Annotated in this window: 13 protein-coding genes; 7 read left to right on the forward strand and 6 right to left on the reverse strand. The window is 62.8% G+C overall.

The window, feature by feature from the left end; all coding sequences use genetic code 11:
* Positions 1-12: 12 nt before the first annotated feature.
* Together AC6I6L_RS11460 and AC6I6L_RS11465 are read right to left on the reverse strand one after the other, a co-directional pair.
* The gene (locus AC6I6L_RS11460) at positions 13-1035 is read right to left on the reverse strand and encodes a DUF5787 family protein (RefSeq protein WP_497917896.1); all 1023 of its coding nucleotides are present in this window, start codon (positions 1033-1035) and stop codon (positions 13-15) included.
* A gap of 155 nt (positions 1036-1190) precedes the next feature.
* Positions 1191-2186 (reverse strand): AbrB/MazE/SpoVT family DNA-binding domain-containing protein, encoded by a 996-nt coding sequence (locus tag AC6I6L_RS11465; protein WP_497917897.1) that lies wholly within the window; start codon positions 2184-2186, stop codon positions 1191-1193.
* Between the two features lie 564 nt (positions 2187-2750).
* Here AC6I6L_RS11465 and AC6I6L_RS11470 point away from each other — a divergent pair.
* The 6 genes from AC6I6L_RS11470 to AC6I6L_RS11495 all read left to right on the forward strand — a co-directional run bounded on the left by AC6I6L_RS11470 (position 2751) and on the right by AC6I6L_RS11495 (position 9144).
* Positions 2751-3749, forward strand: coding sequence for a PstS family phosphate ABC transporter substrate-binding protein (locus AC6I6L_RS11470; protein WP_497917898.1), 999 nt, complete (start codon positions 2751-2753; stop codon positions 3747-3749).
* Between the two features lie 86 nt (positions 3750-3835).
* Positions 3836-4774: a phosphate ABC transporter permease subunit PstC gene (gene pstC / locus AC6I6L_RS11475; protein WP_497917899.1), complete on the forward strand. Its 939-nt coding sequence runs from the start codon at positions 3836-3838 to the stop codon at positions 4772-4774.
* A 61-nt stretch (positions 4775-4835) separates the two neighbouring features.
* Positions 4836-6548, forward strand: coding sequence for a phosphate ABC transporter permease PstA (gene pstA / locus AC6I6L_RS11480; RefSeq protein ID WP_497917900.1), 1713 nt, complete (start codon positions 4836-4838; stop codon positions 6546-6548).
* 6 nt (positions 6549-6554) lie between these two features.
* Positions 6555-7475 carry a phosphate ABC transporter ATP-binding protein PstB gene (gene pstB / locus AC6I6L_RS11485; RefSeq protein ID WP_497917901.1) on the forward strand — a complete coding sequence of 307 codons (921 nt, stop codon included), beginning with the start codon at positions 6555-6557 and terminating at the stop codon, positions 7473-7475.
* Positions 7476-7477: 2 nt separating this feature from the next.
* A complete protein-coding gene (gene phoU, locus AC6I6L_RS11490; protein WP_497917902.1) occupies positions 7478-8140 on the forward strand; it encodes a phosphate signaling complex protein PhoU in 663 nt (220 codons plus the stop codon).
* Positions 8140-9144 carry a PhoU domain-containing protein gene (locus tag AC6I6L_RS11495; RefSeq protein WP_497917903.1) on the forward strand — a complete coding sequence of 335 codons (1005 nt, stop codon included), beginning with the start codon at positions 8140-8142 and terminating at the stop codon, positions 9142-9144. The genes phoU and AC6I6L_RS11495 overlap by 1 nt, the downstream gene beginning before the upstream one ends.
* 139 nt (positions 9145-9283) lie before the next feature.
* On the opposite strand, the gene AC6I6L_RS11500 is transcribed toward AC6I6L_RS11495, so the two are convergent.
* The gene (locus AC6I6L_RS11500; RefSeq protein ID WP_497917904.1) at positions 9284-9511 is read right to left on the reverse strand and encodes a DUF7511 domain-containing protein; all 228 of its coding nucleotides are present in this window, start codon (positions 9509-9511) and stop codon (positions 9284-9286) included.
* A 303-nt stretch (positions 9512-9814) separates the two neighbouring features.
* Here AC6I6L_RS11500 and AC6I6L_RS11505 point away from each other — a divergent pair, with 303 nt between their 5' ends.
* Positions 9815-10579 carry a DUF7260 family protein gene (locus tag AC6I6L_RS11505; protein WP_497917905.1) on the forward strand — a complete coding sequence of 255 codons (765 nt, stop codon included), beginning with the start codon at positions 9815-9817 and terminating at the stop codon, positions 10577-10579.
* 42 nt (positions 10580-10621) lie between these two features.
* On the opposite strand, the gene AC6I6L_RS11510 is transcribed toward AC6I6L_RS11505, so the two are convergent.
* The 3 genes from AC6I6L_RS11510 to AC6I6L_RS11520 form a co-directional block, all read right to left on the reverse strand.
* Positions 10622-11044: an arsenate-mycothiol transferase ArsC gene (locus tag AC6I6L_RS11510; RefSeq protein WP_497917906.1), complete on the reverse strand. Its 423-nt coding sequence runs from the start codon at positions 11042-11044 to the stop codon at positions 10622-10624.
* A gap of 136 nt (positions 11045-11180) precedes the next feature.
* On the reverse strand, positions 11181-13586 hold the full coding sequence (ppk1, locus tag AC6I6L_RS11515) for a polyphosphate kinase 1 (protein ID WP_497917907.1): 2406 nt from the start codon (positions 13584-13586) through the stop codon (positions 11181-11183).
* 4 nt (positions 13587-13590) lie between these two features.
* Entirely contained in the window at positions 13591-14289 is a 699-nt protein-coding gene (locus tag AC6I6L_RS11520) for a metallophosphoesterase family protein (RefSeq protein ID WP_497917908.1), read from the reverse strand.
* Between the last annotated feature and the right edge of the window lie 367 nt (positions 14290-14656).

Consider the following 14656-nt stretch of genomic DNA (forward strand, 5'->3'; position numbering starts at 1 on the left):
ATCGGCTGACGATCAGCCGAACCGATCGAGTCCCGACTGTCGTCGCCGTTTCCCATCCGGCTCCGCCCGCCACGGCGTGTTTCGATCGCGCTCGGCGTCGAGATCCACGTTCGGAGCCGACGCCGCCTCGTAGCCGGGACAGGAGGGACCACACTCCGATCGGGCGTCGACGATTCGGCCGGCCCACGCACAGTGTGGCACCGTTGCACCGGTCGCGGTCGACGGCACACAGGACTGGCAGGCGGGAATCTCGTACGTCCGCCACCCTTTCCCGTAGGCTCGCTCCGCGAGGCGGCGTCGCGTTCGGGCCTTCGCCGCGGGCGAAACGGTGGCGACGTCGGTCCGCCCCGGATGCGACTCGAGGAGTTCGATTCCCGGCCGATCGACGGCCAGCGGCGTTGGCTCGCGGACGACTTCGATTTCCAGGGCGGTACCACCACTCGATCGATCACCACGTTCGCGATCGCGATTCGCCAGGCGATCGTCGCGGTGGACCCGCCAGACGCCGACCTCCTCGGGGATGCGATTCAGGTGCGCGCCCGTGACGTAGCTCTCCGTTGCGAGAATTACCTCGTCGACCAGCGCGAGGCTGACGTCCGTCCGCAGCTGGGTTTCGAGATCGCCCGGCCGGCCGAGATCCGGCTTGTTCTCGATCCCGACGAGTCGATCGATCCAGTCGGGATAGCGGGCGACTTGACGCACGTACTCCCGGCCGTTGTGGCGTTCGCGCTCGAAAAATCCGATTTCGAGGGCTCGCTCGGTCGCCCGCCGCGCTCGATCGGGGTGGCAGTCGAAGGCGTCCTTCCAGTAGCGCGCCCGTCCGGGACCGACGCTCGATTCGATCGCAGCGTCGGGGATCGGTTCTGCGGTGAGCGCGACTCGATCGGCGAACTCGGGACCGGGTTCGACGCAGACGACGTCGAGGATTCGACCGCCGGGGTCGGCGACGCTCGCGCCGAGTTGGCGAGCGACGATCCCGTCGCGTCGCTGCTCGAGATCGGCACACAGCGCGAGTTCGAAGGCGAACTCCGACACGGGAAAACGGAGGGCTCCGGTCCAGAAAAATCGTGTGGTGCGAACGCGCTCCTCATACGGATCGGTATACCGCGTTGCCGGCGATCGCTCGACCGGGGCTGCGATCACCGGCATCGAATCAGCGAGTACCGATCAGCGCACGACGGCCGCCGCGGTCACGGGCGCGGGGCGGCCTTTTGTAACGCCGTTTCCGCAATGTTGCCGCCGTAGTCGGCGCTTCGGGACAGCGAGTCGAGGATGAGACCGAGGGACTGGGCCTGGATTGGGTCGAGTTCGCGGAGCATATCGTCGATCTGGCGGGTGTGTTCGTCGATTTCGAGGACGGATTCGAGCGCGTCGTGGCCGAGGTCGCTCGCCTCCTCGCCGTCGTCGGTAAACAGGGCGTCCATCGATTTATCGAGAATGTCCGAGGCGTCCTCGTGTAACTCGAGTAACCCGTCGGCCACCGCTTCGGGAATCTCCTCGAGTTTCAGCGCGAGTCGGCTGATCTTGACGGCGTGGTCGGCGACGCGTTCGAGTTGCCGGGCGCTCGAGTGGAAGTCGAAACAGTCCTCGCGGGGAACGCCGAGTTCCTCCGCGGCGCGGGGCGATCGGAGCGTCGCCCGGAAGATTCGCGAGACGACGAGGAAGAGCCGGTCGACGTCGTCGTCGCGATCGATGACGGCGCGGGCAACCTCGTCGTCGTTTTCGACGAGCGCCGTCATCGCGTCCTCGAGCATCGAGGTGGCGATCAGGCGCATCCGGGTGACGGCGTTGACGATCGACAGTTCGGCCGAATCGAGCAGGTCCTGGATGACGACGCAGTCGGTCCCTTCGTCGACGATTTCGACGCCGATGAGTCCCTGGATCGCGGTCCGAATCGCGCTGCGCTGCTCCGTCGTGATCTGGGGCGCTTCGAGGCGGATCACGTCGAACCCGCTGACGTACATCGTCAGCACGGCTCGTTTCAGCTGCTCCGTTTCGAGATTCGCGATCTCGAGCGATCCTTCCTGGTGGGTCGTTTCGCTCTGTGGCGTGAGAATCAGCGTGTCGTCGTGTGAGTAGATTTCGACCGTCGACCCGCTACTGATCTCGTTTGCCGTAGCCCACGTCTTTGGAAGCGAGACGGTGTACGTCGATCCCCCGGTCACCTGGACCTTGCGCGTCTCCATGCAATGGGGTTGCTACGGGCAGACCATAAATCTATCTGGATCTATAGAGAAGCCCAGAGAATTGGGTCGTTCGTGGTTATAAACCAATATTCTGCTCGATATCGACCACAGAAGAACGTACTCATACAGCGCAATTCATTATACTATATAGTGCTATTTATATTTGGGTCGAGCGACGAGACGTCGACCACGCCCGAGAACCGATCGTGAGAGGGCCGACTGAATGGATTCAAGAGTAATACCCTCTAGGCGACGGACGATCCCTGACCAGCGGCCCGAATCGATCGAATCCTCAGTTCGAATGCCACGAAGATCGAGGTCCCAAATTCGGAACCGTATCGTGCCGTTTGCCTTTCGTACTGCACCTCGAATGCCACACCTGATCGCCGCCCAGACCTATGCCGGCACGAGACTCGCTGTAAACCTATTTTTCTAAAGATTTATAGTTGAATTGATAACATATATCGTGTCTTAGTATATCTTCTATATCGGTATATGTAGCTACTGGCAGATATATAGATGACATAGCATCGTATTTGTACCGTCTCCCGAACCGATCACGTGATGGCTGACAACCAGTCCGGGCGTTCGATGCAAGGTGTCTCGAGGCGGAAGTTCATCGGTGCGGCGGGCTCCGTCGGGGCGGTCGCGATCGCCGGCTGTTCCGAAACCGATTCGAACAACGGCGGTAACGGTGGCGGCAACGGCGGCAACGGCGGCGGCGGTGGCGACCTTTCCGGCGAGGTCCGTATCACTGGTTCGAGCACCGTGTTCCCGGTCTCGGACGCGATGGCCGAACGGTTCATGGACGAGAACCCGAACGTGAACGTCACCGTCGACTCGACTGGCAGCGGCGGCGGGTTCCAGAACCACTTCTGTCCCGGCGACTCCGATATCAACGGGGCATCTCGACAGATCAAGGACGAGGAGATGAGCCAGTGTGACGAAAACGGCGTCACCCCGATCGAGATGCAGGTTGCCGGCGACGCGCTCACGATGGCCGTCAGCACCGAGAACGACTGGGTCGACTGCATCAGCTTCGACGAGATGGCCCAGATCTGGGGCGAGAACGGTGCGGAACTGTGGTCGGACGTTCGCGACGAGTGGCCGGACGAACCCTTCGACCTCTACGGTCCCGACACGACCTCCGGAACCTACGACTGGTTCAGTGAGAACGTCAACGGCGGCGGTCACACGGACGAACACGAAGGAACCGAGGACGACAACCTCATTCTCGAAGCCCTCCAGCAGAACCCGTACGCGATGGGCTACTTCGGATACGCCTACTATCAGGAGAACCAGGACGCAGTCAAGGCCCTCGATATCAGAGAAAGCGAAGACGACGACTGCGGCTCACCGAGCCTTCAGGCCGCGAGCGATGGCACCTACCCGATGGCCCGACCGCTGTTCATTTACCCCGCCGAAGAGGCTCTCGAGCGCGAGGAAGTCAGCGCGTTCGTGGAGTTCTACATCGAGAACACCTCTGCCGACTGGATCGCCGACGAGGTCGGGTACGTCCCAGCCAACGACGACCTGGTCGAGGAGAACCTCGGCAAGTTCTGAGCCGGATCGTTCGATCAGGTGAAGCGCTACCGGTCAGCTTTCAATTATTTTGCAACTATGACACATGAAAACGGAACATTCGTACTATGAGTACGGAATCGACAACTCCCGATCTGACACGATCGAGACGCGGTGAGGCAACGTTAGAACGACTGTACAAGTGGGGGCTGTTCGGCTGTGCAGCGTTGACGGTGTTCGTGACGGTCGCGATCATCCTCACGCTGACCGCCGACGCCGTCAAGTTCTTCGAGGACGTCGGCATCGTCGAGTTCCTCGCCGGAACGAGCTGGAAACCCTCGAGTCGCGAGGAGTACGGCGTCCTGCCGCTCGTGACGGCGACGCTCACCGTGACGGTCGTCTCGGCGATGGTCGCGATCCCGATCGGGACGGCCGCCGCAGTCTACCTGAGCGAGTACGCGAGCGAGCGGATGCGTTCGGTGCTCAAACCTGCCCTCGAGGTCCTCGCGGGGATTCCGACCGTCGTCTACGGCTACCTGGCGCTGGTCTATCTCACGCCCTGGCTCCGGACGGCCGGTGCGCCGCTGAACTTTCAGAACCTGCTCAGTGCCTCGATTATGGTGGGTATCCTGATCATCCCGATGGTTTCGTCGCTGTCGGAAGACGCGATGAGCGCCGTCCCGGACGAACTCCGGCAGGCGGGGTACGGCCTCGGGGCCACCAAATACGAGGTTTCGACCGGGATCGTCGTTCCGGCCGCCATCTCGGGTATCTTCTCGTCGTACATCCTCGCGCTCTCGCGGGCGATCGGTGAAACGATGGTCGTCGTGATGGCGGGGGGAATGAGCGCACGAATGCTCGACACGTCGAACCCCTTCGCCCACATCTTCCAGTCGGGAGAGACGATGACCGCCGCGATGGTCCACGCCGTCAACAGCGACGCGGTCGGTGGCACGCCGGAGTACTACGCGATGTTCGCGATCGGGCTGACGCTGTTCGTCATCACGTTCGCGATGAATCTGGTCAGCAATCGAATCGCCGCGCGCTACAAGGAGGATTACCAATGATAGCGACTGAACGACCCGCACCAGCATCGGCGGGTGCGATACTGACGGAGGTGTGTCGCTGATGGCAACCGCAGACGAGCAACCCCAACAGTGGTTCGGGGAGGACGGACAGGTCAGCCAGCTTCGAGGGACGATATTCAAGTACTCCTGTCTCGGAGCGACGCTGCTGGCGCTCACGCTCGTGTTCCTGTTCCTCCTGTACGTGACGAACGACGCGGTGCGACCGGCATCGGCCTCGTCGGGCTGGCTGCTCACGGCCGCTGTAACGGTCGTGTTACCGGCGCTTCTGCTCGCCGCGTACTTTTATTTCCGCGATACGCGAGCGGGTGAAGTCGCGTACATCTCGTTCGGGTTGCCGATCGTCTCGACGCTGCTTGCAGGTGGCGTGGTCATCGTCTTCAGACACGTCGTCACGCCCCACGAGTGGCTCGCACTGCTTATCGCCGCCGGGGTCGCATACGGCGTCGTAACACTGTACGCCCGAAACCGATCCGCTTCGGCGCTCGAGGAGTTCGCCGTCAGGGTCGGTGTACCGATCCTCGCCATCGTCGGCGTGCCCGGATTCAGCGTCGATCGGACGATCTCGACGCCGGTGCTCGGACAGGAGCTATTCCACTTGTCAGCTTCGGTCCCGACCATCCTGCCGAGCCTGCGCGGACTCATCCTCTCGTTGCCGGTGTTGCCGATGGACTCGCTCTCGCTGCTGATCGCGTTTACCGTCCCGGTCGCTGCCTTCGCGGCGCTTCGCATCCGGCGCGTGCGCGAGAGCGATCGAGACGCGGCCCTCGTCGCCGGCCTCGTCGGTCTCGTGGCCGCGAGCGGCCTCGTCGCCGCACCGATCGTCGGAACCACGGCGACGACCTGGGTCGTGGTAACGACCGTCCTTACCACACCGATCGTCCTGTACGTCGATTCCGTTCTCCGCAGCGGAGAGGGGCTCGTCGGCCTGTCGTTCCCGATCGTCGTCGGTGCGGGTGTGGTGCTCGCTGGCGTCGTTATCAACGCGCAGGGCTACGCCGGCCCCGACCTCTGGCTCAACTGGAACTTCCTGACGGAGAGCCACAGTACGACGCCGGAGGACGCGGGAATCTATCCCGCCCTCGTCGGCTCGATAATGCTGCTGATCGTCGTCGCCGTCGCGGCGTTCCCGATCGGCGTGGGCGCGGCGATCTTCCTCGAGGAGTACGCACCCAGCCAGGGCCGTCTCAGCGACGTCGTCGATCTCATCGAGATCAACATCGCGAACCTCGCGGGCGTTCCGTCCGTCGTGTACGGCGTCCTCGGTCTCGCAGTGTTCGTCCGCGGCGTCGGCCTGCAGTCGGGGATCGTCATCGTCGGCGGGATGACCGTCGCGCTGTTGATCCTCCCGATCGTCATCGTCTCGTCCCAGGAGGCGATCCGCGCCGTCCCCGACTCGCTGCGACAGGCCTCCTACGGGATGGGCGCGACGCGGTGGCAAACGGTCCGCAACGTCGTGTTGCCGCGAGCGGCCCCGGGGATCCTCACCGGGACGATCCTCGCACTCGGCCGGGCGATCGGCGAGACGGCACCGCTGCTGATGATCGGCATGGCGGCGGTCGTCCGCGTCTCGCCGAACTCGTTTTTCAGCCTGTCGAGTGCGATGCCCCGACAGATCTTCTCCTGGTCGACACAGATCAGCACCGAGTTCCGATACGGCGTCCTCGCGGCGGGCGTCGTCACGCTACTCGTCGTGATGTTGATGATGAACGGGACGGCGATCGTCTTGCGGAACAAGTACCAGCGACAGGACTGAGCGAGCATGAACTCCGATACCACCAGCGAAACAGATTCCCGTACGGACGCGCGATCGACCGGTAACGGTCCCGATCGCGAACGCCCCGGTTCAGCAACAGAAACGGACGACGCGTCCCTGCTCAGCACCTCGATCGACGTCGACGAGGGCACCACCTCCGTGGCTGCCCCCGATCCCCTCATCGAAACCAGCGATCTCGACGTCTACTACGGCACCGAACAGGCCCTACGGAGCGTCGAAATGACTATTCCCGAGAACCGGGTGACGGCGCTGATCGGTCCCTCCGGCTGTGGCAAATCGACGTTCCTGCGGTCGATCAATCGCATGAACGATCTCATCGACGTCGCCAGAGTCGAGGGAGCGATCGAATTCAACGGGAAGAACGTCTACGACGACGATGTCGATCCCGTCGCCTTGCGCCGGAAGATCGGCATGGTCTTCCAGCAACCCAATCCGTTCCCGAAGTCGATCTACGACAACGTCACCTACGGGCTGAAAGTCCAGGGCCGCGCCGACGAGATCGATCTCGACGCGGCCGTCGAACGGGCGCTGAAGGACGCTGCCCTGTGGGACGAGGTTTCCGATCAACTCGACAAATCGGCCCTCGACCTCTCGGGCGGCCAACAGCAGCGACTCTGTATCGCCCGCGCAATCGCGACCGACCCCGAAGTCATCCTGATGGACGAACCCGCGAGCGCGCTCGACCCGATCGCGACCTCGAAGATCGAGGATCTGATCGACGACCTCGCCGAGGAGTATACGGTCGTGATCGTCACCCACAACATGCAGCAGGCGGCCCGCATCTCCGATAAGACCGCCGTCTTCCTCACCGGCGGCGAACTCGTCGAGTACGACGATACCGCGAAAATTTTCGAGAACCCGGAACACGATCGCGTCGAAGACTACATCACGGGCAAATTCGGGTAACGATGGCACGAGACGACTACCAGAACCAGCTCGCACAGCTCCGAGAGGGCGTCTGTGAGATGAGCGACGTCGTCTGTCAGCGCCTCGAACAGGCGATCGAGGCGTACGAGACCAAAGACGACGCACTCGCCGGGCGCGTTATCGATCGCGATCACGAGATCAACCGGCTGTACCTCGACCTCGAACAGGACTGTATCGAGCTGCTGGCCCTCCAGCAGCCCGTCGCCAGCGACCTGCGATTCGTCGCCGCCTCGTTCAAGATTATCACCGACCTCGAACGGATCGGCGACCTCGCCGTCAACCTCGGCGAGTACACCCTGCAGGCCGAACGCGATCGGTATCCGGACGTCGACATTGCGCACGTCGGCACCGAGACGGTGACGATGGTCGAGGAAGCGATGCGGGCGTACGCCACCGACGATACGGCGGCGACGCACGACATCGCAGCAATGGACGACGAGATCGACGACCAGTGCGAGCGCGCGAGCCGGATCGTGGTTCGTGACCTCGTCGAGACCGAATCGGCCGGCGACGACGATCTGTTGGAAGACGTCTCCAGAATGTTGCTGACGATTCGGGACATCGAACGAGTCGGTGACCACGCAGTGAACATCGCGGCCAGAACGCTGTACATGGTCGAAAACGACGACGAACTGATCTACTGATGAGCCACAACGAGGTGCCAAACGGGCCGACAGACCCCGTCAAACGGACGGTACAGCTCGCCGGGAACTCGACGTTCGTCGTCTCCCTTCCGAAAGACTGGGCGCTCGAACAGGGCCTCGATTCGGGAATGCCGATGTACCTCTACCCGCAGGACGATCGATTAGTCGCCGCGACCGATACGATCTCGACGGCTGATCGCGTCGTGACCGTCGACGCGGGTTCTCTGACCGAGGAGACCGTCCGACGCCGGGTGGAACTCGCGTACACGACGGGCTGTGACCGGATTACCGTGACCGGACTCGAGAAGACGGACTCGGCGCTCCGCCGCGAACTTGAGCGGACGGTCACACAGCTCATCGGCACCACGATCGACACGGACACCGGCGACGAGCTAGTTATCCGAAACCTCCTCGACAGTTCCGAGGTATCGCTGCCACAGACGATCGTACAGGCCCAGCAACTCGCGCTGGAACTGCACGAAGACGCGATCGAGGCGGTGGTGACCGACAACGTCGAACTCGCCCGGCGCGTGGTCGACCGGGACGACGACGTCGATCGGCTGTTCGCGTTCGTCAGTCGCGGCTTCCATCGGGGGCTCGACGACATCCACGAACTCGATCGACTCGGGACCGATCGAACGAGTGCGTTTCGCCAGTATCGCGTCGCTCGCCAGCTCGAACGGGTCGCCGATCACGCCGAAGGGATCGCGGGCGTCGCGACGCGACAGTCGGGGCCGCCGGACCAGGCACTCGCTGAACAGCTCGATGCGATCGGTGGCGATGCGCGATCCGTCCTCGAACTGGCGCTTTCGGGAAACGCCGAACGTGCTCGCGAAGCGATCGTCGACGTTCGTGAGACAGTGCAGCGGCTCGAACACGACCTGTACGATCGAAGCGAGGCGGACGCGCACCTGTACGGGACGGTCCTACGACGGATCCGACGAACGGCCGAAAACGGGGCGAATATCGCCGAAACGAAAGACGAGCCGTCGATCGGACACTGACCGGGAACGGATCGCGACGGCGGTCGCGGATACGATCTGTTTATTTATTTATTCATTGACGTACCGATACAACCGCAGGGAACTCGTGGTTGGGCCGGGACTGGCGGAGGGGATCCGCATGAAGCACTATCGTACGCTGTCACCGATTCGCGTCGAGGTCGACGAACACGTCGGCATTCGCGGATAGCCAGGCGGTAAGCTGGCTGGTATCGGCGGGCTCGCGGGGCAGTATCGTACACCGATCGGCCTTGGTTTCGTACCGAACGACGACGGATTTCAGGCCGATCGTCGGCGACGACCTACGCTCGAATTCGGTGCTCTCGTGGCGAACATCATCGGTCTCGTACCCGCGTGAAGATCCCGTCATGCGTTGGTGTAGCGACGCCGCAGCGAGGCGAAGACGCCGTAAGTGTGTCCAGTCCTCGCACCGACAAAGGCGATGCTAATTGGTGTATTGACTGATACGGAGCGCTCCACACCGTTTCGTATCGCGGACCATCGACCGGGAGCCGTACGAGGTGGTTCGACGTCGATCCCACGACAGCGCATCGTCCGGCAACGACCCGCCACCAGGTTGCTATAGAGCATTACGTTCGACTATTTATACGATCGTACTCGGTGAGAAAGATACTAGATGGCTTTAGGATGGATGGGGGAGGACCATCACTCGATGAGCGCACCGACACAGTCGTCGATCACACTCGAGTCGGCGATCCGAGCACTCGATCGAGAACACCGGCAGGTGAGCGACGAGCGGCGGGCGTTCGAACGGTTCACAAAGCGGCTTTCGAGCCTCGAAACGGCCGAACCGAAACTCACCGGGCGAACAGTCCACGCTCGCGAGCGGCGATCGAGCGGACTCGCGGCGGTCGAGACGGCGTACAGACAGACCGTACTGGCGCTCTCACACTACACAGAACTGTACGACGAGACATGGATCGAGAGCATTGCCGGGGAGTTCAACGAGGAGCTCGCGGCGGCCCTCGACCAACAGACGACGCTCCACCCCCGGCTGAAGCGGGCCCTCCTCGACGCGTCTCAGCAGGCGGTGACGAGCCGAGATCATCTGATTGACTCGATCGAAACCGAGCGCGAGAACGTCGAACGATTTCAACGGGAGTTGCTTTCTCTCGGTGAGGACGTCGACTCGCTACTGGCCCAGCCGATCGTCCACCTCGAATTCAACGCTTTGCAACTCACGAGAACGCGACTGACCTCGGTTCGAGACCGGTGTGACGAACTCGCGATCGAACGGCAGACGCAGCTTCGCCGACAGCGTCGCACCCTCGCGGCTGCCGACATCGAGATGTTCGGCGAGTACCTGTACGAACCGTGTGAGCACTCCTATCCGGTGCTCGCAGCGATCGCGGAGTTGGGTGCACAGGTCGATCGAGCGCTCGATAGCATCGACAACTCGCTGGTCAGAGCCGTCTAATCAGGGCGACGAAGCCACGAACCGCGTCGAAAAACTGGCTGGTTACTCGTCGTCGACGTACTCCTCGAAGAGGTCGGCAACCCGCCCCTCGATTTCGTCACGGATCGCACGCACGTCGTCGACGGACTGGCCGTGTGGGTCGGAAAGCGCCCAGTCGCGAACCGTCACGTCCCCGTCGAGTTCGAGCGTCGAACAGCCCATCGTCGCGACGACGGTACAGGCTTCGAGTTCCTCGTCCGAAACCTCTCGTGGCGTACGATCGGAGAGATCGATATCGAGTTCGTCCATGACCTCGACGACCTCGGGGTGGACCTCGTCTGCGGGATGCGTGCCGCCGGTAACGATCTCGACGTCGTCCTCGAGTCCGCGGCGAGATCGTTCTCGTTCCGCGAACTCGGCGGACATCTGGCTTCGGCCGGCGTTCTGGACGCAAACGAATCCGAGCGTGAGTCCTTCGGGAGCCATACCCACCACTCGCGCTAGCAGGGGAATAGTCGTTCCTAAGTGGCCTATTGTGAGCTATATAGCACTGCCCCGGACCGATGCACGAACGGAGGAGTGATCCGGGTCGAAAAACTCAGTGCCGGGGGAGAGTACCGAGTTAGTTCGGACGGCGATCGTCCCCGTCCCTGACGTCACGCATAAAAGCCCGATGAGCGTCTCGACCTGGCCTGTCCTCGGAGGCCCGGCAGGGCTCGTAGGTCCCGTCGGCGTTCATCGCCCACCTGTTTTCGGTATCCGACAGTAGCGTCTCCAGAATCTCGTCGAGGCGGCGCTGGAGTCGCGGGTCGTCGATCGGAGCCACGGCCTCGACGCGGTTGTCCAGGTTTCGCGTCATCCAGTCGGCGGAGCCGATGTAGTAGCGTTCGTCCCCGCCGGCGTGGAAGTAGAAGATCCGCGAGTGTTCGAGGAACCGGCCGACGACGCTGGAGACGTCGACCGTCTCGCTGATCCCTTCGAGGCCCGGTCGGAGGCGACAGATATCCCGGACGATCAGGTCGATGTCGACGCCGGCCATCGACGCTCGGTACAGTTCGCGGACGAGTTCGGGGTCTTCTAACCGATTCATCTTGGCGACGATCCGGGCCTCCTCGCCGTCGAGCGCCCGCCGCCGTTCGGCGCGGATGTGGTCGACGAAGCGCTCGCGCATGTTCCCCGGCGCGATGAGCAGTTTCCGGTACTCGCGGTGCATAGAGTGGCCTGTAAAGAAGTTGAACAGCCTGACGAGGTCGTGGCCGATATCTCGACCGGCCGTCAACAGCCCCAGGTCGTCGTACTGTTTTGCCGTCCCGGAGTGGTAGTTTCCGGTGCCGACGTGCGAGTAGAGTGTGACCCCATCGTCTTCTTTCCGGACGACCAGAGAGGTCTTCGTGTGGGCCTTGTACCCGATCGTGCCGTAAGCGACGTGAATGCCCTCCTCTTCGAGTTTCTTCGCCCACTCGAGGTTGTTCTTCTCGTCGAACCGCGCCTTGAGTTCGACCATGACGGCGACCTGTTTGCCGTTTCGGGCGGCCTCGAGGAGGCTTTCGATGACCTGGGAGTCACTCGCCGTCCGGTAGATCGCCGCCTTGATCGCTAGCACGTCCGGGTCGTTGGCCGCCTCATCGAGAAAGCGCTGGACGGTCCCCGTAAACGAGTGATAGGGGTGATGGACCAGAACGTCTCGGTCCCGAACGGCGTCGAAGACGGTTCGATCGTCCTCCGGGCCCGGCAACTGGGGGTGTGACTGGGGGCTCCAGTCGGGGAGCGTGAGGTCGTCCCGATCGAAGTCGACCACCTCGGTGAGGTCGCGATAATCGAGCGGGCCGTCGAGGTGAACGACCTCCCGCTCGTCGAGGTCGAGTTCCCGCCGGAGCACGTCGAGAATCCGATCGGGTGCGTCGCGTTCGACCTCCAGGCGGACGGCGGTCGCGAATCGCCGTTCCTCGAGCACCTCCTCTGTCATCTCGATCAGGTCTTCGGCCACCTCTTCGTTGCGCCGAATTTCCGCGTTGCGAGTGACTCGAAACAGTGCGGTTTCGACGAGTTCGACGGCAGGGAACAGCAGGTCGAGGTTCGCCCGTACCACCTCCTCGAGCGGAACGTATCGCGGGTTGTCACCAACCGGTACGTACCGAACCTGGTTTCGCGGAATTTTGACCCGCGAAAAGGTCGGCTCCGCGTCGGGTGACGGCCGCGTCAGCACGGCGAGCGACAGGCTCTGGTTCGAGATGAAGGGGAAGGGGTGGGCGGGGTCGAACGTCAGCGGAGTCAGCGTCGGAAGGACCGATTTCTCGAACCCCTCACGGAGGGTCTCCCGATCGCCCCGGGTGAGATCCTCGTAGTCCACGATTCGGACGCCGGCGTCCGCCAGCGCCGGACGAATCGAGTCCCGATAACACCGGCTCTGGCGCTCGAACAGCGTTCGAGCGGTTTCGAGCACCTCTCGCCACTGCTCGGCGGGGGTATGACCGTCGGGCGTCTCCTCCGTGACGCCGGCCGCGATCTGCTGTTTCAGCCCGCCGACGCGCTTTCGGAAGAACTCGTCCAGATTCGTCGTGAGGATGCCGAGGAACTTCACGCGCTCGAACAGCGGCAGGTCCTCGTCGATCGCTTGGTGAAGTACCCGCCGCTGGAACGCCAGTTCGCTGAGTTCGCGGTTGAGATAGTACGCGGGGTCGGTGAGATCGACGTCGGGTCCCGCCCCGTCGGCGTGGTTCGAGTCGTCGTCGCCCTGATCCCCAGCGGCGGTCGGTTCGCCGTCGGTGGAATCGCCGGAGTGGGTGGTAACGGCGTCGTCGGTGGCCTCGCCGCCGCGTTCGGATTCGGCAGCGCTCGATGCCCCGTCGTCGTACGCGTACTCGGCGGCACCGGCCTCACCGCCGTCGGGTTCGCATTCGACGGTGTCCGCGTCTTCGCACGTAGCGTGATTCGCTTCGCGATCGCCAGCGCCGGCACTCTCGTCCTCGGGGTCACGCGTCGTAACGCCGCGAGCGCGCGGGTCGTCGGGAGTGTCTCGATCCGTCATCTCGTTACTCGACCGATCGACTCGTCTCGATGAACTTGTCGTCGGCCCGGTCGACGTATCCGGACGCGTCGACGGTCTCGAACGCCGATCGGCGGAGGTCGTACGCCGTGAGTTCGCCGCCGTAGACACAGCCGGTATCGAGACCGATCGCCCACTCGCGTTCGATCGGTTCTTCGAGGACAGTGTGGCCGAAAAAGACCCGCGGCGGACCCTCGTGTTCGTCGAACCAGAACGGGCCGTCGTAGCCGTCGCCGTTGGGCGATCGCATATTTAGCAGTTCGATCGGCGTGTGGGCCGGTACGGGTCGGCCGGGGTCGACGCCGCCGTGGACGACGAGGCCACCGTCCCAGGAAATCGCGATCGGCAGCGACTCGATGTAGCGGTGATCTGCCGGGCCGAGACCCGCCACGGACGCGGTGCCGTCGAGTAGTTTCTGTTCGTTGTTGCCCCGGACCGACAGCAGGCGCTCGTCCTCGCGGACGCGGTCGAGGACGCCGCCACTGTCAGGTCCCTTTCGGACCAGATCCCCGACGAAAATACAGCGATCGGTCTCGCCCAGATCGAGCCTCGAGAGCAGTTTTTCGAGCGCGTCGAGACAGCCGTGGACGTCCCCGACGACGTAGATGTCGTCGTAGCGATCGAGGTCGAGACGGAGGTGGTCAAACGGTACTGTCCCGTCGTAGCGGTCTGGAGCGGTTGTCACGGGTGATTCGTCGAAACCATCGCGGAAGCGGAGATAAGTCGTTTATATGTTTCCCATAGAGACCTATAGAGGACTGGATACCGGTCAGTCGCCGCGAGCGCAGAACTGGCGCGTTCCCGGCGACCGGTCCGAGTGATCGCTGTTCCGAACCGCGTTCGCCGTCGACGCGGAAAGTATCGACCCGCGAGCACTGGCCTGCGATACCGAGCTATATGATTAGTGACTAGAAGACACCCACAGATAACGCACACTGTAGTCTCCTATGTAGCGGTACCCATGATTCTAGTGCGGAAATTATAACAATTACGATAGCTACTACAGGGTGCGGTTTCGACCGTCGATCGATGCCGAAAAGATCGCGGCGTCT

Source organism: Halosolutus sp. DAT137 (assembly GCF_059736405.1).

What these genes read in the sequence shown, in the direction of transcription:
- AC6I6L_RS11470 (WP_497917898.1), top strand. Translation starts at nt 2,751, where the DNA reads ATGGCTGACAACCAGTCCGGGCGTTCGATGCAAGGTGTCTCGAGGCGG.
- pstA (WP_497917900.1), top strand. Translation starts at nt 4,836, where the DNA reads ATGGCAACCGCAGACGAGCAACCCCAACAGTGGTTCGGGGAGGACGGA.
- ppk1 (WP_497917907.1), bottom strand. Translation starts at nt 13,586, where the DNA reads ATGACGGATCGAGACACTCCCGACGACCCGCGCGCTCGCGGCGTTACG.
- AC6I6L_RS11505 (WP_497917905.1), top strand. Translation starts at nt 9,815, where the DNA reads ATGAGCGCACCGACACAGTCGTCGATCACACTCGAGTCGGCGATCCGA.
- AC6I6L_RS11465 (WP_497917897.1), bottom strand. Translation starts at nt 2,186, where the DNA reads ATGGAGACGCGCAAGGTCCAGGTGACCGGGGGATCGACGTACACCGTC.
- pstC (WP_497917899.1), top strand. Translation starts at nt 3,836, where the DNA reads ATGAGTACGGAATCGACAACTCCCGATCTGACACGATCGAGACGCGGT.
- AC6I6L_RS11500 (WP_497917904.1), bottom strand. Translation starts at nt 9,511, where the DNA reads ATGACGGGATCTTCACGCGGGTACGAGACCGATGATGTTCGCCACGAG.
- AC6I6L_RS11510 (WP_497917906.1), bottom strand. Translation starts at nt 11,044, where the DNA reads ATGGCTCCCGAAGGACTCACGCTCGGATTCGTTTGCGTCCAGAACGCC.
- AC6I6L_RS11495 (WP_497917903.1), top strand. Translation starts at nt 8,140, where the DNA reads ATGAGCCACAACGAGGTGCCAAACGGGCCGACAGACCCCGTCAAACGG.
- phoU (WP_497917902.1), top strand. Translation starts at nt 7,478, where the DNA reads ATGGCACGAGACGACTACCAGAACCAGCTCGCACAGCTCCGAGAGGGC.
- pstB (WP_497917901.1), top strand. Translation starts at nt 6,555, where the DNA reads ATGAACTCCGATACCACCAGCGAAACAGATTCCCGTACGGACGCGCGA.